The organism is Parabacteroides leei (genome assembly GCF_023369805.1).
GTDB classification, from domain to species: domain Bacteria; phylum Bacteroidota; class Bacteroidia; order Bacteroidales; family Tannerellaceae; genus Parabacteroides; species Parabacteroides leei.
This window is the reverse complement of record NZ_JAMBQG010000014.1, coordinates 1-23,075: the sequence shown is the minus strand read 5'-3', so window position 1 is coordinate 23,075 and position 23,075 is coordinate 1. Positions and strand designations below refer to the sequence as shown.

Here is a 23,075-nt window from a genome sequence, read left to right as displayed (position 1 = left end):
ATTTGTGCAATCTTATCTTCATATCCAGTACGAGGTGTAGAAAGTTTCACTGGGAAGAAACAAATGTTTCACCTAAGAGAAACAAGTGTTTCACTAGGGAGAAACAATCTTTATATCGAACACTTGTTGACGTTCTCTACCGTTTAATGTATTCTCCTCTCACCGACAATAAGGAATGCTTCATCCTTCAGGGCATCCGGCAGGTTCACGGCACGAAGCTGGAGACTACGGAGCCACCCGGCCACCTCGATATCCTGCAAGGTATAGAGCACTTCACGGAATTCGTTGACGGCTTCTTCATCGTATTCGTCACCTTCCAGTCCCCGGAAACGATCCAGTTCCTCATCGTCGTAATATTCTATTTTTTTACTTACGGCAGCCAGTAAGCTATCGCGTTCGCAGGTCTCATGCTGTCCGCAACACTCTTCAGGTATTTCGCGGGCTTCGGGGATCTCGCTGATCTCCCCGCGTTCCAGCATCTTCTGCAGTTTCTTATTTCTGAAATAACCGGCTACGGCGGCAAGAACACCCAGCACGATTACACCTATGATGATATACCACATATTAAACCTCCTCTACAGTATAACCAGTTTCCCTGAGATCATCCCAGTAAGCAGGGTAACTCTTCGTTACCACTCCGGGATCGGCTATCTTTATTCCCTGCTGCAAAACCAAAGCAGCCGGGGCAAAAGCCATAGCCATCCGATGATCTTCGTAAGTGGCAATTACCGGATCCGATTCCGGCTCGCATCTTTCTCCGTTCCATTCCAGTATGCTGTCGTTGCTGTCGGTCAATAGATAACCGAGTTTACGAAGTTCCGTTTTCAGAGCTTCGATACGATCGGTTTCTTTTATCTTCAGTGTTTGCAGCCCGGTGAAACGGAAGGGGATATTTAATAACACACAGACAACAACAAATGTTTGTGCCAGATCCGGCTCGTTCACAAAATTGTAGATAAGTTTCTTTGCCACATTCCCATTGCGTTTCAACTGCACACCGCGGTCGGTAAAAGTGGTGCCGACTCCCAGTTGGGCAAATAGTTTCGCTCCGGCAGCATCACCTTGCAAACTATTCCTGAATAGGCCGAGTAGTTCTATTTCAGCGTTTTTCGATAAAGCCATCATGGAATACCAGTAAGAAGCGGCACTCCAGTCTGACTCTACAGTAAAACGGATCGGTTTATATTCCTGAGGAAGTATCTTGATTGTCTGTCCGTTCCAGGTAGCTTTCACACCGAACTGCTCCATCAACTGCAATGTCAGGTTGATATAAGGACGGGAAATAATATTCCCTTCGAGGTTAAGCGTCAAACCATTCTCCATCAGCGGAGCGATCATCAATAAGGCAGATATATATTGCGAACTGATACCTCCGTTCAATGAAATCTCTCCTCCCTGCAAAGCACTTCCGAAAATACGTAAAGGAGGATAGCCTTCTTTTTCGATATATTCGATACGGGCACCTAAAGAATTCAGTGCATCGACCAGCAATTTAATAGGGCGGTTCTTCATCCGTTCCGTTCCGGTGATCGTCCATTCACCGATGATCTTGGAAAGGAAAGCGGTCAGGAAGCGCATCGCTGTTCCGGCTGCTTTTATATCGAAGTCACTACTATTGGAGTTCAACGCCCGGATCATTACCTCCGTATCATCACAATCGGAAAGATTCTGTATATCGTAAGGACTATAACTCAGGGCATTCAATATCAATGCACGGTTACTGATGCTCTTGGAAGCAGGAAGTTGTACGGAAGCCCGGATAGCTCCCTCCGGGCCTTTTATAAGATATTTCATTGCTTTTGTCTGTTCTTTAAATTAGAAGACAAAAGTACGGAAATTATTCTACTTATATACAAAATGAAGTTCAGTTCACCTGTCATTAAATTCTTTTACCGCATCAAACATGGCGATAATATTCTCCGGCGGAACATCCGGAAGTATATTATGTACAGTATTAAAGACAAAGCCACCACCGGACGACATGATCTCCAAACGCTCCAACACCTGTTCACGCACCTGATCCGGTGTGCCGTTATTCAACGTACCGACGGTTTCTACACCACCACCCCAGAAAGTACAATCCTGTCCGAATTCTTTTTTCAGGAATTCAGGGGACATATCCACAGCATTGGTTTGTACCGGGTTGAATACTTCAATCCCTGCCTCGATCATATGGGGCATCAATGAAGAGATAGAGCCACAGGAATGGATAAAAGTGTGCATCTGACTATGTGATTTGACATAATCACATAACTGCTTATGACGAGGTTTGAAAAGGGTCTTGTAAGTATCCGGATCCATGAACGGCCCGGTCGTCATTCCAAGGTCATCCCCAAAACGGATAATGTCTACAACGTCGCCGACCGAAGTACAGACCTTTTCCAGTGTTGCCAGGTGGCGTTCCAGTAATTCATCCAATACACGCTCCACCTGGTCCGGATCACAAAGCAGGTCCATCAGGAAATTATCCATCCGGCGCAGGAAAGTACCCCATTCAAAAAGGTTACAACCACAGACGATCATCAATGCCTTATCCGTTGTTTCCCGCAAATGCAGGGCATTTGTTCTCAACTGCTCCCAGAAACCATCATCGGCAGCATGATCCCAGGGACTGTGCACGTAACGCGACCAAAGGACACGTCCCATCTCGTCATCCAGATTATCATAGCTGTCGGGATAGCCATCCACATAAGGGAAATAAGACTGGTCAAAGAAAGTGGCACCCTTCGGCATCATTGCCAATACCCGCTTTCCGTCCGTATCATAGCAGTGATAAGAGCCATTCGGTTGTTCTATCGGGTGGAACCAGGCAGGATATAAAGCCTTATCTCCGTTTGCCAATATTGTTTCGTGCCAGTCGGAAGGTCGTAAATTAAACGTCCGGCCAATATCGAGGACATCGATACCGAACTGATCGATCAACGACATATCCGGTTGTGCCAGTTGCTGTACGACATCGTATATCTGCACCGGCAAATCGGTTCGTCCTAAATGTTTCAGCAAATTGGAATAGGCAATTGCCGAGATACCCGAACTGGGAGTTGCTCCCATATCGACCGGAACACGGTCGGGCTCTTTATGAGCTATAGCTGATAAAACACGTTCTCTTGAAGTCATTATTTTTCATTTTTCAATTTTCAATTCTCAATTTTCAATTTCCATCACTCTCCCCCACTCATTCCAATAATGAAAGAAGCGGTAACCAATACAGCCAGACCGGCATACATCCAGGCTTTCGTCTTTGTATCCGTAGCTTTCCATTCCCCCCGATATAATCCCCAAAGGGTAGCAAAGACAATGGTCAACGACATCAATATGCCCCAGGCCGTAAACGAGAACTCTCCCATCCGGCTTTTTCCCATACCATAAAAGATAAAGTTGACAAACCAGAGAAAGCCGGCCAAACCACAATAGAGATAATTGCTTGAAACTGTAATATCCTTAGTCTTTACAAAAGCTTTCAGGTTGTTATTCTTTTTCGACAGGAACAGACACCAAAGTGCAGTAGCCAGAAAAGAGCCGCCGAACAATACGAAAAAGACTGGCAATGTCTGGAATAACGGATCGATACCCGAAGCGAGCAGGGCTAACGAAATGCCGGCTCCCTGTTCTATACCCAAAGCTTGCGATGCTCCGGTTATGCCGACAAAGAAAACCAGTACCAGCCCTTTCCCGAAATTAAGTTCCGGATTCGCTTCCGGTCCGGCACCGTTATCTTTCCGGTAACCGGCATATCCACTCAGAGCTATACCGACTGCGGCAATCAACAGACCTACAATCAACATAGTTCCTCCGGATTGTTGCAAAAGAATACTCAACCGCCCGTCGATAGCCGGAGGAATGATCGTCCCCAGTATCATCATCAATCCCAGAGAAAGCGAAAAACCTAACGAGAGTCCCAGATAACGCAGGGAAAGTCCGAAAGTCAGATTACAAATGCCATAGATAATCCCCAGTAAAAAGATCCATCCCAATGTCTGTACCGGGACATCGGACAGCACATTCATAAAGCCAGGACAAAAAACATAACATGCCACCACAGGCACGATCACATAAGCAAACAAACTATATATCAGCCAATAGTTTTCCCAGGCCCAGTTACGGGTCTTTCCGAAAGGAATCGAAAAACTACCTGACGAGAAAGCTCCGATAGCTATCAGCCCGATTCCAAATAATAATTCAAATGTCATAACTCTTATTGGTTTTTTCTTCTAATATTCCGATACGCACAAGAGGTACTGTTGCAAATGTCACAGCCATAAGGTCGCTTTCTGACCTCATCCCCTATTCCTATAATTCCGCTAACCGATTTAATCGGTTGCATCAGACAAGATTCATTGATCGTGATCCCCGTCGGATGATCGCCGATATAAGCGAACAGATCACGCTGCCCGGAGAGTGCCCATTCGCAATAACCGGGACTATAACGGTTCGTGATCTTCTTTCCCTGTTCCATCATCGCATTCTCCAAATGCAGCTGTACCTTATCCATCGCATTCTCAACGGTCGCCGAGCCAATCGACTCGACTACAAATGCTTCCAAAAAATCGCCATTCTGTTGATAAACATGCGACAATTCGGTAAAAGTTTTCCCCGCCGTACAAAGAAATAAAGCGATCCGACCGGCTCCTTTCATATAACCGCTAATCTTACGTCCCGTATGCAAGCGACCTGAAGAACAAGTGACTATTCCTTCTTTTATATTTACTTCCGGACAATCCAGTATACGATATCCGCCGATGATCTCTTTCGAATCTTTCAATTCGTCAAAGGTCCTCTCCACAATCTCCGCAACGAGAACATAGCTCTCCGAATCGGGAATCTGGAGGTACTCCATCAATACCGGTATTTCCGGACGAACCTCCTCAAACGAAAATGTATATGACCGGAACATCATTTTCCCGCATTAAAATCAGCTATTGCCTGATAGAACGCTTTGATATTTGCATCCGGAACCAAAGGCGGCATATCACAGCCGGAAGAGATAACAAAGTTTTTATACTGCAATGTTTTTGACAGAAGATCGGCTGTGGCCCGGTACACCTCTTCTGATGTAGCTTGTTTCAGGATGCCGACAGGGTCGATGTTTCCCATCACAATAAGGTCTGACGGACATTGTTCCAATGTCTCAACCATATCCACAGCATTTCCGAAATGTAGAGCTGCAGCGCCGGAATCGATCATAGCTTGGGTACATTGTCCTTTATTTCCGCAGTTATGTAAGATCACGGTAAAGTCTTCATCCTGTACCGCCTCCACTATCTGCCGGACATAAACGGTCGAATATTCCTGACAGTCCTCATTGGAAAGTAACCCGGCAGCCGGTTCAGCCATGATCACACCTGTTGCACCGATCGCTTTCAGCTCCCGACAATAAGCAGTAATATAAGCTGTACATTTATCCAATAATGTTTTAATCACATCCGGCTCGATATAAATTCCGACCATGATCTCGGACATATCGTAGAGTCTTCCCGCTAATGAGAAAGGACCGATACAACCGGACAGGACAGGTTTGTCCTTTATGTTTTCAACAGCCAGGCGGTTTGCTTTCAGATATTCCGGCATCCGGCCGGCAGATAAAGAAGGAACCTGCAGATTGTTCACGGTTTCTTCATCATATACCAGTCGGCCTGTAACACTGGGCACTTCATGTTCCGGCATATTGATCGTACAACCAAAAGCCTCTGCCTCAACAGTCAAATCCATTATGACGGTACAAGCCGTTGTATGGTAAGTTTCCGTCACATTCCTGATTGCCTGATAGTGTACATTTCCGTCCGTAACGGCATCGATCACCTTTTTCCCGATCGCTTCAATACCGGGATGAGTCATAATAGGGATAGCGATCCGCTTGTCACTGTCTTGTAATTGTTTGATAAACTTATTCATACGCTATCAGGCTACGATTGAATCCAACCAGTTAATATTATCCTGCGGATCACGGGCATAAGCATCCGCTCCGATCTTTTGTGCAAACTCCGCATTCAACGGAGCTCCGCCGACGACAACTTTAGTATTGGGATATTTTGCCCGGATAGAGGCGATCATCGGTTGCATATTACTCATGGTTGTAGTCAGCAAGGCAGACATACCGCAAACAGCTCCCGGATGTTCATCCAATGCCTGGATATACTTCTCGGCCGGCACATCCGTCCCCAGGTCGATCACTTCCCAGCCGGAACCTTCCACCATCATACCCGTCAGGTTCTTGCCGATATCGTGCAAATCACCCATAACGGTACCGATAACAAATACTCCTTTCCGTTTGATCTCACCATTCTGAAAATAGGGTTTCAGATGTTTCATAGCACTGTTCATCGCTTTAGCCGACAACAACATTTGCGGTACGAATATCTTTCCTTCCGTAAACTTATTGCCGACCCGGTTCATTGCCGGAATCAGGGCTTCATTCAGTATTGATTGAGGAGATAAGCCGCTCTCCAAAGCCTCGCGGGTCAGTTCATCTGCACCGGGCAAGCCTTTCATTGCCGGCGGATAGGGCGATGCCAGATTGATCTTGCCGAATTCCACGCATTCGCCAAGTTTACTAATAATGTCATTCATGTTCAATAATATTTAAAGCTTATTCATTTCGAAAGAGGCACTATATTCAGTCCGTATGGAAAACTTCTTCCATAGCCGCCCACCATTCTCCGGGCCTACGGTTCTCTAAGGCTTGCTGACAGGGATCGGTCAGTTTCCACCATTCCTGCGTAATGGGATCGGCAGCCATTCGCTGCATATCTTTTTCGTAATCATCACCGATATACTCATAATAACTATACAACATCCCGTCCCTATAGAAAATCGAATAGTTCCGTATATTGCACTCTTTTATCATCGTTAAAACATCCGGCCATACGGCAGCATGTAACTTTTTATATTCTTCCAGCTTTTCCGGTTTTACACCGATAACACTCCCGTAACGTTTCATACTTCTTATGTATATTAGATTAAGTATCACAAAGATATTGGATCCAAAACAACAGGAGTTTTCAATATTCGTGGTTATTTTGACTGTTTCCGACATTTACCGGCCTGAAACGGTAAAACGCAAAAAGCCCCTGGCAAAAGTGAACTGCCAAGGGCTTTTATTATCTATGAATAATCAATATCCAGGATTCTGTACCAATGATCCTTTGGCCAGATCGATTTCAGTTAAAGGAATTGCCCATAAGTAATTCTTGTTCGGATCGAACTTGCGTTGTTCTACCAATACCTTTTTCCCGTCGAAAGTCATACCGTAAGCAGGTTTATTCACACAAGCTTCGGTTGTCTTCCAACTACGGGTTTCAAACAAATGGATTCCTTCAAAGGTAAATTCCACACGACGCTCACGTCTAATGGCATCACGCATTTGATCCTTCGTCAGATTAGCCGGTAAAGGAGGAAGTTCCACACTTGGACGCTGACGGATCTTGTTCACAGCATCATATACGGAAGCATCCGGCCCATTTAATTCGTTCTGGGCTTCTGCGTAGATCAGTAATATTTCAGCATAGCGGAACAGGATATAATTAGTCCAGCCGGGATATTCGTTTCCTACATTTTTCGGATTAATATATTTACGCATGGTATAGCCGGTACGGGTGGCATTCCCATTCCCCATTGTTCCTTCCGTGCTGTATATCTGCCCTCCGAATTCACAGCCATGCCACAGGATTGAATAAGCCAGGCGGGGATCACGATTCTCAAAAGGCCTATCCGGATTATATAACTTCGAGTCCTGAATAGATTTTCCATCCATACATTCATAGGAATCGATAAGATCCTGTGTCGGCGACAAGGCCTCCCAACCGCCCATCATCAACGGAGAGAAGAATTGATCGATCCAGCTGCCTGTGTAATCATAATCCAGTGCATTCTCCATGTACTGATGATCGAATATCACTTCACTGTTATTTTCATGTTCAGCAGAGAACAGATCCCCATAATTACCATACAGACTATAAACCCCCAAGTTCATTACCTCCTTTGCCGCACTGGCTGCCATATCATATTTCTTCATCAGGTAACTGATATGGGCTTTCAAAGCCAAAGCAGCCCCCTTATTGGCACGCCCCAATTCCGTGTTATCGGAACGGGTTAACGGTAATTTTTGTGCTGCCTTATCGCATTCCTCTACAATAAACTTATAGACTTCTTCTTCCGTATTGCGCGAAGGGATTGTTTCATTCAACTCCAAAGCACGAGTCAGAATAGGAATACCACCGTAAAACTTTAGCAAAGTGGCATGGAAATAAGCCCGTAAGAATTCAATCTCACCAATCAGGACCGTTTTCTCATCTTCTCCCATATCTACCTTGGCTATATTATCCAGGAAGATATTACAGCGACGGATTCCACGGTAAGCATCCTGCCAGACCTGCTTGAAGTGAGGATTCGAAGCCGTGGCGGTACAAGACGATATATCACCCTGCTCCGCATGAATATGAACGGGCACAGCATTATCCGTATAACAATCGAGCATAACCATATGGTTACCCGATTGAACCAGGTAACGATAAGTGGCTGCGGAATACTTCACAGCATCTTCTTTCACCATCCAGAAAGATTCGTCAGAAAGCTGGTCTGTTGGGATCTTGTCTAAAAAACCGTCGTTACAACCGGTTCCGGACAACAAAATAAGTGAGATAAATAAATATTTCAGTTTCATAATTCGTCTACAGTTTATTAAAATGAAAGGTTAACACCAAATGAATAATTTCTTGTCAGCGGATAATAGCTGCTAGCCACAGATAAGTCTTTCATATTGTAAGCCGATTCCGGGTCAACACCGTCAAATCCGGTAATAGTGAACAGGTTGTCTACACTAAAGTACACTCTCAGGCGAGTAATCCCCGAATCTGCCAGCACCCGTTTAGGTAATGAATAACCAATCTGCATATTTCTCATCTTCAGATAAGAGGCATTCTGCATCCAGAAAGTAGAAGTCATCCAGTTCTTTTTAGAATCTTTCATAGACAAACGGGGATACGTAGCATCCAGGTTATCCGGTGTCCAGCGATCCAAATGGTATTCGGTTACTTTTCCTCCATTATAGAATGCTTTGTTGATCTCATCCTTCACAATTGCATTGACCATTCCGGCTCCTTGCAACAAGGCTGAAAAGTCAAAGTTCTTATATTCGAACCCCAAACGAAGTCCGTAGTTTATTTTAGGGAAATAAGTACCCAGCGACTGACGGTCGTTTTCATCGATCTTCTTATCATTATTCAAATCTTTATATTTTAGGTCACCCGGCTTAGCACCCCAGATTTGTGTCGGATGCCCATCGATCTCCGCCTGGTCTTTAAAGATTCCTTCACAAACATACCCATAGATATTATTGATCGGATCGCCTACAGAACGTCCGGGAGTATCACCTCCGCTCAGGTCAGTAATTTCATTATGCACATAACTGAAGTTGAATGTTGCATAATATTTGAAATCATTGATCTGGTTGTTATGGCTGATCTGCATTTCCATACCTGTATTACGAACCTTACCGGCATTCTGCATCGGGGGCTTCACACCTACGATCTCAGGGATAGGCAACTCCAGCAGGATATCTTTTGTATTCTTTACAAAGAAGTCGCCGGTAAAACTCAACTTGCCGCCGAAAGCATCCGCATCGACACCAATATCTATCTGGTCTGTCTTTTCCCAGGTAATGATCGAGTTGGCCATCTTTTCATTGATAGAAATACCGGGATACAACATATTACCGAAGTTGTAGTTCTGACCGAACATATAGGTATTATAGAAGGCATAATCGCCAATCTCCTGATTACCCAGTTGCCCCCAGGAAGCACGCAACTTCAGGTTATCGACCCAGGAAGCCGTAAAGAAACTTTCTTCAGACACACGCCATCCGGCAGAAAAAGAAGGGAATGCTCCGAAACGGTTATCTTTCGGAAAGCGTGAAGTACCGTCATATCTGATATTCGCCTCCAACAGGTAGCGGTTGTCAAACGTATAGTTCACACGGGCAAAGGCTGAACGCAAAGCGTATTCCACCATATTCCCTTCGGTAGCCTGTGTCGTAACGTCACCGGCATTTACTTCACCCAGGCTGTTATTCAGAGGAAGATCTTTACGGGATGCTCCTAAGATACGATACTGGTTATATAATTGGGAATACCCCAACAGTCCCTTCAGGTCGTGTTTGCCGAAACTCTTCGCATAATCCAGATACGCCTGAAGATTTACTTCCAGCATCTTGTTGTCCTTGTTTTCTACGGAACTGCGGGTAGTACGGATAGGATCCGTAGAATCTGCTGTATAGAATTTCATACTTCTGAGGAAAGTATGTTCGTCTTTCAGGTTAAATGTGGTTGAAGCATTTCCCCGCAAAGATAATCCCTCGATGATCTTATAGGTAAAAGAAGCACTTCCCTGGAAGTTATTATTATAGGTACGCGCAAGACCACTTTCCCGGGCTGAAGCTACCGAGTTGTGCTCATTCTTAAACAAACCGTAGTTTCCGTTCTGAAACTGAATCGGAGTGACAGGTGTCTCACGAAAAGCATAATACATGATATCAGTCATACCGGTAGCAGGAGATGCCATACGGCTACGATAGGCCGAAAGGTTTAAAGAGATATTCAGCCGGTCGTTGATCTTGGCATCGAGATTTGAACGGACATTGAACTTATTATATTCGGTATTGGGTATCAACCCTTCCTTATTATGATAACCAAAGGAAAGGGAATATTTAATGGCCTCAGACCCACCGTTCACACTCAAATAGTGATTATGGAATAGTCCGTTTTCGCTAAACAAAGCACCTAACCAGTCGCTATTGGCAAAATGATCCGGATCAGAACCGTCTCTGAATTTCTGAAGGTCTGTATCGGAATACAGTCCTTCCAATCCGTCATTCTTATAGGCCTCATTCAACAGCACACCATAGTTATATGAATCCAGATATTTCGGTAAGCGGGTTGCTTCCTGCCAACCTACATATCCATTATAGGAGATGACGGGCTTACCTACAGAACCTCTTTTAGTAGTAATCAACACAACGCCGTTTGCCGCACGCACACCGTAAATAGAAGCTGCCGCAGCATCTTTCAATACGGAAATATTCTCGATGTCGTTCGGATCGACATTACTCATCGACGACTCCACACCATCAATGATAACCATCGCTTCGGAATTACCGAGCGTACCGACACCGCGAACACGCAAAGCAGCTCCGTCGGCTCCCGGCTGTCCGGCATTCTGTACAATGGTCACACCCGAAACGTTACCCGTCAGCATATTTACCGGATCCGAAGTCGTTCTGTTTTCAAGCACATCTGCTTTCACACTACTTACGGCGCCGGTCAGGTTCACCTTCTTTTGTGTTCCGTAACCGACAACAACGATCTCATCCAGATTCTGTGTATCGTCCAGAAGAGAGACAGAAATATCATTCCGGTTGTTAACCGGGATTTCCTGTTCCATATAGCCGATATAGGAGATTTGCAGAACTGCATTCCGGGGTACTTCCAACGTAAAACGTCCGTCGAGGTCGGTCACTGTCCCGTTTGTTGTTCCGCGTTCTATTACATTCGCTCCGATCACCGGTTCTCCGGTTTTGTCCTTCACAACACCTGTTACTTTTTTCTGTTGCTGCGGGGTCGATGTTTTAGCGGTCTTTAGTGAAATAACGATCATTTTACCCTGAATAGAGTAGCTTAATCCGTTATCCAGAATAGCCGACAAGACTTCATCTACAGATGCATCCTTAAAATTATGATTTATCTGTTTTTGCTCATTCACTTCATCTTTTTTATAGATGACTGAATACTGGAGCTGTTTCTCCACTTCCTCCAATACTGTTTTCAAAGGGACATTCCTGAACTGTTGAGTGATTTTCTGGGCGTCCACCGATAATGAGCCGGATAGTAGTAAGGCCAGTATTAATGACCTTCCCACGAGTTTTTTGTACATCATAAGATAGATAGTTAGTTATTAGATTTAATACATATATAAACAAATGCGCTATTGTTTTCTGATATAAATATCTTGCCCCTGCCGTTCAAAGCGTATCGGGATGATATCGGACAATGCCCTCAGGAACTGATCGATAGTCTCCTCGTTCCGCAATGTAACCCTGAAGGTGGCGTCTTTATCAAGCGTTGTATCCAGATGTATCTTCACATCATACTTTCTTGACAGGCGGACAGCCAGTTCGCCCAAAGCTATTTCGTCATATTCGACCCTTCCTTCTATCCACGAACGGTATTGCGAGGCCTGTACCTGATGGCAGGTAAAGTCTTTCTTTTCCCTATCGAAGCAGAGCATTTCGCCGGGCTTCACTTCCATTTGCCGGCCTTGATACAAAACATCGACAGCTCCTTCCAATAATGTCGTTGCCGAAAAAGGGTCTTCCGGGTAAGATGTCACATTGAACTTGGTTCCTTTTACCACAACATCATAGCAACCGGTCTTCACCAGAAAAGGAGTTTTATCGGATTGCTTTTCCACTTCGAAATAAGCTTCTCCTTCCAGTTCCACCACCCTGTTCTTTGCATTAAAATTATCGGCATAGCGTAAAGTAGATCCGGCATTCAGCCAAACAACGGTTCCATCGGTCAGCATCACTCTGCTTTTCTCTCCGTAGGCAGTGACCAAGGCAAAGTAAGCGGGATCTGCCTGCTTACTAAAAAGGGAAAATATCCCATAAGAACCACCTAACAATACGACTACGATTACAGCGGCTACTGCCACTGCCTGGCGCAAACTATATCGCTTCGGCCTCAACATCTCCGGCATGCCGCCTTGTATCCGGACGCGCCGTTGCAAATGTTTCCATTCGCTGACGACATCCTGCGCAGGTACAGCAGATTGCATCCACCCTTTTTCCCACAGACGGAACATTTCATAATTATCCGTACAGGCATTCACAAACCGGAAGAGCTCTTCCTCTTCCGGTAATGTGATGTTCCCTTCAAAATAATGCACAGCTAATCGATGAATATTCTCCTTTTCCAATTCCATAATTTTTGATTTCTATATGATGTAACAACTCATTTCTATTTTACCCAACCCCGGGAATCCGTTTTTTATCCTTGGAACTACTTTTTCTTTTACCGCCTGCGTAGATCTATAAAACATACCATGAAATAACTTTTTCGTATTATATGAAAATTTAGTGGCATAATATATGATGCTCCAGTAGCCTCAGAGGAAGATTATAGACAGCTGATAGAGAAAAGACCGACAAGTCTAATGTTACTTTCTAATCGGATAACAACCATGCAATAACAATAATATAAATATCAAGCGGATACTTATCTTTGAAATATTTGGAGAAGGTCATTAAGGCTTTGGCTATATGCTTTTCAACAGCGGTCGTAGAGATACCTAAAGCTTCAGCTATCTCACGATTTTTCTTTTTATCAAAACGGCTCATAATAAATACTTCACGGCAACGTAGAGGCAGTGTGTTTATAACGGCGTCCACCTGTTCCTGCAATTCCTTATATAATAAGGTACATTCGGGAGTCAGGTTAAAATCAAGACTATAAAGTTCTTCTTTTCCGGGAAGAGTGGCCAGATACTCGACACTATGCTGTTCTACTATTTGAATATGTTTTAAATAATTCAGACAGGCATTCCGAACCATTGCAAACAAAAGGGAAGACACGGATATGGCTTCTATAAACTGACGTTTCTCCCAGAATTTCAGAAAACTTTCCTGGATAATATCCCTTATGGCCTCCTGATCTTCCACAAAACGAGAGGCATACCCGCGCAAACGAGGATAATAACTTCTGAAAAGAAATTCAAAAGCCTGATCGTTTCCGTTCTTTATTTCCCGTAATAATGTTTTCTCGTCGGTAAAATCTGCCATACATCACCATGTAACGCCATTAATAAAAGACAAATGTAGAGAAATTATTCTGAAGTTTACACGACAAACCTTTCTTCTACTTTATACAAGCACTGCTTTATGTCAGATATAAAACAAAACAACCCTTCGGATATGTATACCCGAAGGGTTGTTAATAAAAACTAATGGTCTTTTTTGACCGGGACCTTCCCTTCTATTTCAATCATTCCAATATGGCAGCCCAACCTCCGTTACGAACCATACGGATCGTTACGCTTGAGGAAGCATCCACTTTTTTACTATCCTTTTTATAATCCATGGCCTGGCGTTCTGCATTTACGCCATCCTGGAAATAGTCCATATTAAATTCTTTACCTTCTGGCAAGAAATCAAGGTTTATCGTTACCTCTTTTCCTTTACTTCCGGAAATTCCTCCGATATACCATTTATCTCCTTTGCGACGGGATACGACAACAGCCTCGCCCACCTTGGCATACAAGCAACATGTTTCATCCCAGACAACCGGAACGGAAGCCATAAAGTCCAGACAATCCTTCTCCCGGTTATAATAAATAGGATTATCGGCCAGCATTTGCAATCCACTTTCAAAAACAACATACAAAGCCAACTGATAAGCACGGGTACCGACGCTCATAGCATTGGTGCGGGTATAATGTACATCTTCGGGATGCGCACTGACCATAGAGCCCGGCGTGTAATCCATCGGACCGACAAAGTTTCGCATGAAAGGCAAATAGATACTGTTGTCTGGTATGCAACGGTTCCCCTGCTCCATTCCCAGTACACCTTCGTAAGAGATCACATTCGGATACTTATGTTCCAGTCCTGCCGGTTTAAATGAGCCGTGAAAATCGACAAACAAATGGTGCTTGGCTGCTTCTTTGGCCACACGTTCATAATAGTTTACCATCCACTGGTCGCTGCGATCCATAAAGTCGATCTTCACTCCGGCAATTCCCCATTCGTTGAATTTCTGGAACAGGTCGAAGTTATTTTCCACTGCCAGCCAGGTAAGCCAAAGGACTATCTTCACATTCCGTTCTTTGGCATAACTGATTAGTTCGAACAAATCAATTGTGGGATTGGGAATGAAAGGATTATAAGTCGTCTCGGCCCATCCTTCATCCAGCAGCATATAAGGAATGCCATTGGCAGATGCAAAATCAATATAATATTTATAAGAGTCCATATTATAACCAGACTTGAAATCCACTCCATATAATGCTGCATCATGCCACCATTCCCAGGCAACATGACCGGGTTTTACCCAGCTCACATCCCCTAATACATTCGGAGACGACAACTTACAAACCATATCGTTTCCAATCAGCTGCCGATCGTCTTTGGTGATCATGAAGAAGCGCCACGGAAAGCTACGGCTACCGGAGGTGTGTGCTATATAATCCGCTTCTTTTACGATCTTCAGACTGCGATCGCCATCTTCTCCAAACTCTAAAGGGCAATTCGGGAATACAGAAGTCAGGCCATTTCTTCCTGTACTTCTGAAAAACATACAGGGATAATCGGACAAATCGGCTTCCGAAATCAATATCTTATACCCTTGCTCATTTTCCAGCAGGATAGGCAAATAGGTCATCTTATCATTTGCCTTATAGTCTGTTGTATGGATATGGGTATAAGGATATTCATATGATGTTTTAAAACTGTTGGGTTGCGAGATATGGGCCAGATAATCGCTGCCGAAATTGATACCGCAAGTTTCATCATAAATATCGATCTGTCCTTTCCGGGCTGTTATAAAACGATAGGCAACACCGTCGTCGAACACTCTGAATTCGACAGAAAAATCTCCCTTAAAGTTAAGCAACAGGGTATTGCAATTGTTTTCCACCACTGCATTCTTAAAGGTAATCTCAGGTTTTATCGTTTCATGAATAGTCCCCCGCTTGACAGTTTTCAACACGGCTGAAGTACCCAATACCTCATCACCCAAATCCAACCGGAGGGAACAATCTTTCAACAGAAGGTCGTCGCCGGCATAAACAGAGTAAGCGATCTGTCCGGCAGTATTGACCGAGACTTTCAACTTCTTATCAGGAGAATACACATCCTGAGTAGCAGCATGCATTTGTGCTGCAAAGAGTAAAAGCAGCAGCCAGAGGCTACTGCTTATTGATACTACTTTTTTCATATACTAGTTTTATTTATAATAAGGCAAAGCCCACCACACATCATTCATATAATCGTTTGTCTTATTGGATAACTCAGCCGTTCCATTCAGATAGTTGGCTTCATTACGTACCATTTCATCTTGCGGATAAGGCAGACGACCGATCATTTTTCCATTTGTAACGCTTAACTTGCTGGGGTTAGGATTGTCGGTAATGACACTCGGATAATGTGTACGTCTCCAATCGTTCCAGATCTGAAGACCATTGCCGAACAGTGCCAGCCATTTTTGTGTGATCACTTCATCCAGCGCACCTCTCAGGTTCATTGCTTTATTTTCACCCAGTGTGGGAACCGTATTGACATAGTTTTCGATTTCCTCATCGGTGATAGGAGCTCCGATCAGAGTCAACGAACGCATACCCATGCGGATACCTTCCCGGTAATATGTATCTGCTGTTCCGGATATATAGCCTTTCAACACAGCTTCAGCCAACAGGAAATAAACTTCGGCTGCACCCATTACTGTTGTTGCGCCTTTCCGGTTGAGCACTGTTTCTTTTTTGAATGAAGCAAAGCCGTAACGTCCGATATTAGGAGCAAAATCTTCATCAAATGTCATATCTTTCAAAACGTCATCGACATCATCCATTTCACATCCGTTCTTCATACCTTCGTAATCCTCATAATTGTCGTAAAACTTTCCTTCGCCATCGTAAACGGCAGCTATATATTTCAGGCGCGGATCGATTTGAGAAGCACTGTATTTCTTGAATGCAGAAATATAGGTACTTGAATAACAGTAACCACGTGAACCGATATAATACAAGATATCGGTAGCCCATGTGTTATCGAGGTAACTGGGTTGTCCGGTCACTGTCGGCTGGTGATTGACTTTCGCCACTTCATCCATCGAAGAAATAACTCCGGCTGCAACGGCTTTACTCACGTACGCCTTAGCCAGCTCCGGTTCTACATTCGATATCTGGATAGCCATACGCAGCATAAGTGAAGCTCCGAATTTAATCCATTTGTCGCGGCTACCGCCATACAGGATATCGTCTTCGAAAACCGGATCAGAAGAATTTTGCAATGTCTGAACTCCATCATCCAGTAATTGCAGAAGACCTTTGAATTTATCCGTCCCCAGATAGATATCCTTTTCAGTTCTGTATACGGGATAAGAAATTCCATTCAGAGCCTTTCCTCCTTCATCATAAGGAACGGGACCGAATGTATCGGTATATCTGCTCGATACAAGTGCACGGACAATATCGACCTGTGCTTGTTTTGAAGCTGAAGCTATTTCCTCTGCCAGTTGATCGTCCATCAGGTTGATATAACGCAGGTAGTCTACACAATAAGATCTCCATATGCTTGAGTAAACGCCCATTGCGGTTCCGTCCACCGTAAATGTATTACCGACAATATCGTAGTTACCATTGGTCGTTGCCGTATATTGCATCATCGGAGCGAAATATTTCATTTCGCCGGAAGGTATACTCAATGTACCTACTACATTGTGGAAGAGATTGTCTGTTCCTATCTTCGTCACTTTATTGGGATCTTTATTCAAATCACCAAAGTCAGCATTACAATTAGTCAATGTAAGTCCCAGTAATGCCATCGACAAATAATTTATTATATGTTTCATTGTTTACCAGTGTTTTAAAATTTAAGATTCAGATTTATACCTAAAGAACGTACAGCAGGTTCACCACCGTTTTCAACACCTTCCATACCCACGGTCGAATTCAGTGAGAATGTCGGATCACAAAAATCGCTTCCCCTCCAGATGAAGAACGGATTACTGAATACCAACGAGACATTAGCCTGTTTAAGCATCAGCTTGGAGATAAAGCTTACCGGTAATTTATATCCCAGCGATATTTCCTTCATACGGATAAAACCACCGTTATATACGTTCTGAGAAGCTGTAACACTCTGGATCTTACCTAACTTCAACGGATCGAGACCAGTTCCGTTTGCATAATAGTCATCGCGTCCGGGCACTGTATTGATATGGGTTCCGTGTTCATACATCCAACGGGAAGTCTTTGAATAATACTTATGTCCCAGACGGCTGTCGATAGTCAGGTTCAAATAAAAGTCTTTGTATTCCAGATGACTGGTAAGTCCCATAATCACTTTCGGAATAGCAGAGCCTAGATAAGAATTATAACTCTTATCGTACAATGGGTATCCATTGGCATCGCGCTGAATATTCCCGGAGTCGTCATATAGATAGTCTGAGCCGTACATCACGCCGTAAGGTTCACCCTCGATAGCCATTACACTCATTGCCTCCACAAAATACATCTGTATGCTCTTCAATCCGTCATGCAGTTTCTTCACCTTGCTATAATTGCGTGACAACGTAAAGCCCAGATCCCAGGAGAAATTTTTTGTCTCGACAGGCCTTCCGCTCAATGAGATTTCAAAACCATGATTGTTCACAGAACCAGCATTCATCAGGCTGGATGAAAATCCAGATGAATTAGGAATAGGGATCTGCAAGATCTGATCTTTTGTCGTATTGTTATAGTAGGAAACATCCAAGCCAAGACGATCGTTAAAGAAACGGATATCGAGACCATATTCGGCCGAATTTGTTCTCATCGGCTTCAGGTCAAGCGGTGGCAGCTGTGTATTCTGAATATTTCCGGGGTATACAATCGAACCCGATTCAGTGGGAAAACCTCCGGGGAATAAGCCGTAATACATATCCAACTGATAAGCATTCGTATCACTACCGACCTGTGCCCATGAAGCACGTATCTTACCAAAGCTGAACCAGTCCGGGCGATCCATTAACTCAGAAAAAACCAAGCTACCTCCGACAGAAGGATAGAAATAAGAGTTATTCTGTTTAGGCAGAGTAGAACTCCAGTCGTTTCTGGCCGTAAATGATAGGTAAAGAAAGCGGTTATACGACAGGTCCAAAGAACCATACATACCCCACATACGTTTATTCATCATATAAAAAGAGGCTTTCTGATTTTTGGCATTGCTCGGAGTATATAAACCTTCTGCAATGAAGTCGGCAGCTTCTACACTGGTGCTGCGGGTTTTCTGTGACCAGTAGTTTCCTCCCATCATCGCATCCAGTCCGAACTTACCGAACTCTCCATGATATTCTGCATACAAATCACTATTCACCAGCAGGTTCTTACTATTATACTTGCTCATTCCACCCTTTGTCATATAATCGGAACGTCCGGCCATAGAAGCCCAGAAACCTGATCCCTGCGGAATAGTCTGATCGGTATTAAAATCGGTCATTTCTAACCCCTGGCGATAAGTGACTTTCAGGTTATTCAGTATCTTATAACTGACAGAAGCCAGTCCGTTGCCATTATAGCTCTGGTCGTTATTCTTATATTGATACAATATATAATAAGGATTCAGTGCACCGTCCCAGTTGTTCATCAGACCACCGGTAGTGATATCACGTCCCATAGCTTCCAGTTTCTTCAAATCCGTATCGGCTCCCATAATGGGTAATACCGTTGTCGGGTTGAATTGTCCGTGTCCGCTTTCCGGGCGTTGATGGGCATTTGTTACATTAAAATTGATTTTGAAATCATAACTCAGGCGTGAAGTCAGATCACCATTCATACGCATGGTCAGGTTATGTTTCATATAATTAAAAGCTGGAGTAATATCCTTGTAATACTCGTTTCCATAAGCAAAACGGAAAGTGGCTTTCTTTGTTCCACCGATGATAGAGAGCGTATTGGCTGTATTAAAACCATTATTATAAAAATCCATCGGTTTATAACGGGAAACATATTTATGTTCCGAGCCATCGATAAAGACAGATGTCGTATTTGGATCGAGTTTCGCGCCATAAGCGTCTTCAGAAACAGCCATAGCATCGGCCAGTGTCTTCGGATAGTTTCCTCCTTGTCCGCTACCATACACCTGCTGATACTGGGCCAATCCGGCATAAGGCATCAACATGGATGTATTTGTGTTGAACTCGATACCGATTCCCTGATCGGCTACACCTTTCTTTGTAGTGATAAGGAGAGCTCCACGGGAAGCCTTCGAGCCATAAAGAGCGGCAGCCGACGGACCTTTCAGTACACTGATGGATTCAATATCATCCATATTCATCCCACTCAGGCCATCACCATAATCTGTTCCACCGAACGGACTCACATCGGTATTGTTCGAGTTATCGACAGGTACACCGTCAATAACATACAAAGGTTTATTTGTAGAGCCTGATGCTATTTCACCAATTCCTCTTAAAACTATTTTAGTAGAACCGCTACGTTTATTCCCGGTAATATCCAATCCGGCGATCTTACCTCCCAAACTTGTCAGTAAATTTCCTGAATGCACTTCGCTTATCTCCGATGCGGATAACTGGGCGGCAGAATAATTCAATGCACGTTCGCTCTTTGAGATACCCAAAGCTGTTACCACTACTTCATCCAGCAATTGGGTATCTTCCAATAATTGAACAGACAGGGTTTTCTCTTTACCTACTACAATTTCGCGGTTCTTATATCCGATATAGGATACCAGAACAACCGGACTTCCGGATATCTCCAGTGAGAAATTACCATCCATATCGGTAATTGTACCGTTTGTAGTTCCTTTCACTGATACATTGGCTCCAATAACCGGATCACCTTTCTGGTCGGTTACACGTCCTGTGATTATCCGCGTAGATTGTTGTTTTACCTGAGCCGAACGGGCAGATAAAACAATCTGGTTATTCTCTTTCAGAATATAAGTAATTCCTGCTTCAGCAACTATTTTATCCAATACTTTCTTAATATCTCCACTGGTTGCTTCAACAGACACAACTGTGTTTAAACCGGTCAGGTCTTCATTATAGAAGAAACGATAATCGCTATTCTTTTCGATATCTTTAATAACTTCACGTAAAGGTTTATTCTTTGCAGCGATTGAAATCTGGGCAGCAATTGTCATGCCTGAAGAGGCAAGCATAAGACTGCATAAAGCTGCCCGTAAAATTATTTGCTTGATGTTACTCATTTTTAGATGTTTTTTAATCGTATAAAAGATTATAAATAGTAACTTTACAAGCAGAATCAAGAGTCATTAAACTCCGGAGATAACCGGCAAGTTATCTCTATAAACAAGGAGAATGATTGATTCTGATTTGTAAAAGATCGTGTGAGTGGGACAGCTCTCCTTTGGAGCCTGTCCCCTTTTTTTGACTATTCTTACGTCATAGGCTATTCAATTTTTAAGATTAACAATTTATTTATTCTCACTACGGCTTCGCATCCAATATGATCGTGTCTCCATGTGACTCATAAATAATGGGAGCTGTAAGGCTTATTATCTCTATTACATTGTCTAAGCTATTATTCTTGATAACACCCGAAAAACGATAGTTCCTTATCTTGTCTGATTTAAACTCGAGCCGTACATTGTACATTCGATTCAGTAAGAGGGCAATGTCATCCAGTTTCTCTCTTTCAAAAGCGAGTTCGTTATTACGCCACATGCGGGCATACGATACATTCTCGGACTTACCGACAGTCAGGCTCCTGCTTTGCCGATTCAGACTGACATGCTGGTCTGGAGTTAGGATAACCGAATTATCCTTCCCCGTTCCGGCCTTTATACTTCCTTCAAACAGGGTAGCGACAAAATCGGGATCTTCATTATATGCCTTCACATTGAATGATGTGCCCAAAGCCTCCACCTCCATCTCACCGGCTTTTACAACAAAACGATGTTCCTTATCTTTCGACACCTCAAAATAGGCCTCCCCGTTTAAAGAGACATTCCGTTCTTTTACACCGTAATCACTTTTGTAACGGAGCTCGGTATGCGAATTCAGCCAGACCTTGGTTCCATCCGGTAGTACGATACTTGCCCTCTGTCCTTTTTCTGCCGATACGATATATTCACTGGCAACCTGCGATTTATTCAGAGTATATAAATAAGAAGAAAAAATTCCTATACATAATAATATAGTAGCTGCATAAGGCAAGAAACGAGTAAAAGACAATTTGGATTTAATACTCCTAGTTTCCCGTCTTTTTTGTGATTCCTCTATTTCATGCATTCTTTCCTTAATGCGCAGGAACATCCGTCCCTGAACTTCTGCAGGCAACTCTTCATCAAAGGTTTCAATCCACCGCTGTTGATAAAAGTTCAGAATTTCATTCCTCGACGCAGAATTACGGAACCATTCCAGAAGCAACTGCTCTTCCTCCGGAGATGTTTCGCCACGCATAAAGCGATCGAGTAGCTTTATATTTATATTGTTTTTTGTCATCGTTTAAGTTGTATATCCGAAAAGAAGGGCAATCCCTTACAAGGGGAGTAGAAAAAACTCATATTTAACATTCATTAGCCAATACAACCAGTAATATAGCCAATAAATGATCATTGGATAATTTCTCTTTCAAAAAACGTAATGAACGGTAGAGTTGAGTCTCTACTGTTTTTTCGGAGATCGATAGACGGGCAGCAATTTCTTTATTCGACAAGTGTTCTCTACGGCTTAACTTAAATATTTCTTTTCTGGACAGAGGCAATTGTTCGATCAGGTTATCGATATAGAGACGGAGTGAATCTGCATCGATTTTCTCTTCCATCAGAAAGTCTTCATTAGTTTGCTGCTGGGACAATGCATAAAATGCAGACTCAGATAACAGGCGGTTCTCCGTTTCCTTATAGACCATATTACGGGCTATAGTAAAGAGATACGCATCAAAACCCTTATCCAGGTCTATCGATTCACGTCTCTCCCATATTTTCATAAAAACACTCTGAGTAATATCTTCGGACAAAACTCTGTCATACAATAGCGAATTGATAAAGTTGAAGACATGCGAATTATATTTCCAATAAATAGATTCGAAAGCAGTTTCATCTCCTTCCTTCAGGCGTCTCAGTACTGTAGCATCTATATCCTTCAGTGTGTGCTTTTCCATATCTCTTTCTCTCCATTAACTCCGGCAAAGATAAAAATTTATTTGAATGTTAGATTCCTTTTAGCGACACAGAAATAAGACTTAGAAATATATTGATCTATAAATGATATGCACCCTTTTCCTGTTTCAGGTACAATCTACAACATGCCCCTTTTTATTGACCTAGTTCATAAAGGACTAAGTCA

Annotated in this window: 17 protein-coding genes; all 17 read right to left on the bottom strand. The window is 43.3% G+C overall.

The genetic code is table 11. The annotated features are described in order from the left end of the window. Positions 1–143: 143 nt before the first annotated feature. The 17 genes from M1P97_RS18145 to M1P97_RS18065 all read right to left on the bottom strand — a co-directional run bounded on the left by M1P97_RS18145 (position 144) and on the right by M1P97_RS18065 (position 22,890). The gene (locus tag M1P97_RS18145; RefSeq protein ID WP_075559329.1) at positions 144–563 is read right to left on the bottom strand and encodes a phospholipase; all 420 of its coding nucleotides are present in this window, start codon (positions 561–563) and stop codon (positions 144–146) included. 1 nt (position 564) lies between these two features. After that, on the bottom strand, positions 565–1,794 hold the full coding sequence (locus tag M1P97_RS18140) for a 3-phosphoshikimate 1-carboxyvinyltransferase (protein WP_249389805.1): 1,230 nt from the start codon (positions 1,792–1,794) through the stop codon (positions 565–567). A gap of 75 nt (positions 1,795–1,869) precedes the next feature. After that, positions 1,870–3,117, bottom strand: coding sequence for a uroporphyrinogen decarboxylase family protein (locus M1P97_RS18135; RefSeq protein WP_249389804.1), 1,248 nt, complete (start codon positions 3,115–3,117; stop codon positions 1,870–1,872). A gap of 44 nt (positions 3,118–3,161) precedes the next feature. Next, the gene (locus M1P97_RS18130; protein ID WP_249389803.1) at positions 3,162–4,190 is read right to left on the bottom strand and encodes an L-rhamnose/proton symporter RhaT; all 1,029 of its coding nucleotides are present in this window, start codon (positions 4,188–4,190) and stop codon (positions 3,162–3,164) included. A gap of 5 nt (positions 4,191–4,195) precedes the next feature. Then, entirely contained in the window at positions 4,196–4,897 is a 702-nt protein-coding gene (locus M1P97_RS18125) for a vitamin B12 dependent-methionine synthase activation domain-containing protein (protein WP_249389802.1), read from the bottom strand. Next, positions 4,894–5,892: a uroporphyrinogen decarboxylase family protein gene (locus M1P97_RS18120; protein ID WP_195370275.1), complete on the bottom strand. Its 999-nt coding sequence runs from the start codon at positions 5,890–5,892 to the stop codon at positions 4,894–4,896. Before M1P97_RS18120 ends, M1P97_RS18125 begins: the two co-directional genes overlap by 4 nt. A 6-nt stretch (positions 5,893–5,898) precedes the next feature. Then, positions 5,899–6,567 (bottom strand): cobalamin B12-binding domain-containing protein, encoded by a 669-nt coding sequence (locus M1P97_RS18115; protein ID WP_195370276.1) that lies wholly within the window; start codon positions 6,565–6,567, stop codon positions 5,899–5,901. A gap of 46 nt (positions 6,568–6,613) precedes the next feature. Beyond that, complete coding sequence (locus M1P97_RS18110; protein WP_249389801.1) at positions 6,614–6,937, bottom strand: L-rhamnose mutarotase; 324 nt, start codon at positions 6,935–6,937, stop codon at positions 6,614–6,616. A 174-nt stretch (positions 6,938–7,111) separates the two neighbouring features. Continuing rightward, positions 7,112–8,659, bottom strand: coding sequence for a RagB/SusD family nutrient uptake outer membrane protein (locus M1P97_RS18105; protein ID WP_195370278.1), 1,548 nt, complete (start codon positions 8,657–8,659; stop codon positions 7,112–7,114). Positions 8,660–8,676: 17 nt separating this feature from the next. Further along, the gene (locus tag M1P97_RS18100; RefSeq protein WP_249389863.1) at positions 8,677–11,922 is read right to left on the bottom strand and encodes a TonB-dependent receptor; all 3,246 of its coding nucleotides are present in this window, start codon (positions 11,920–11,922) and stop codon (positions 8,677–8,679) included. Positions 11,923–11,973: 51 nt separating this feature from the next. Continuing rightward, positions 11,974–12,972 carry a FecR family protein gene (locus M1P97_RS18095; RefSeq protein WP_229058325.1) on the bottom strand — a complete coding sequence of 333 codons (999 nt, stop codon included), beginning with the start codon at positions 12,970–12,972 and terminating at the stop codon, positions 11,974–11,976. 241 nt (positions 12,973–13,213) lie between these two features. After that, positions 13,214–13,828, bottom strand: coding sequence for an RNA polymerase sigma-70 factor (locus M1P97_RS18090; protein ID WP_195370279.1), 615 nt, complete (start codon positions 13,826–13,828; stop codon positions 13,214–13,216). A gap of 202 nt (positions 13,829–14,030) precedes the next feature. Further along, entirely contained in the window at positions 14,031–15,980 is a 1,950-nt protein-coding gene (locus M1P97_RS18085; protein WP_249389800.1) for a glycoside hydrolase family 97 protein, read from the bottom strand. A gap of 9 nt (positions 15,981–15,989) precedes the next feature. After that, a complete protein-coding gene (locus M1P97_RS18080; protein WP_195370281.1) occupies positions 15,990–17,612 on the bottom strand; it encodes a SusD/RagB family nutrient-binding outer membrane lipoprotein in 1,623 nt (540 codons plus the stop codon). Between the two features lie 14 nt (positions 17,613–17,626). Beyond that, positions 17,627–20,971 (bottom strand): SusC/RagA family TonB-linked outer membrane protein, encoded by a 3,345-nt coding sequence (locus M1P97_RS18075; protein ID WP_195370282.1) that lies wholly within the window; start codon positions 20,969–20,971, stop codon positions 17,627–17,629. Between the two features lie 241 nt (positions 20,972–21,212). Continuing rightward, complete coding sequence (locus M1P97_RS18070; protein ID WP_195370283.1) at positions 21,213–22,229, bottom strand: FecR family protein; 1,017 nt, start codon at positions 22,227–22,229, stop codon at positions 21,213–21,215. A 64-nt stretch (positions 22,230–22,293) separates the two neighbouring features. After that, on the bottom strand, positions 22,294–22,890 hold the full coding sequence (locus M1P97_RS18065; RefSeq protein ID WP_195370284.1) for an RNA polymerase sigma-70 factor: 597 nt from the start codon (positions 22,888–22,890) through the stop codon (positions 22,294–22,296). Positions 22,891–23,075: the final 185 nt, after the last annotated feature.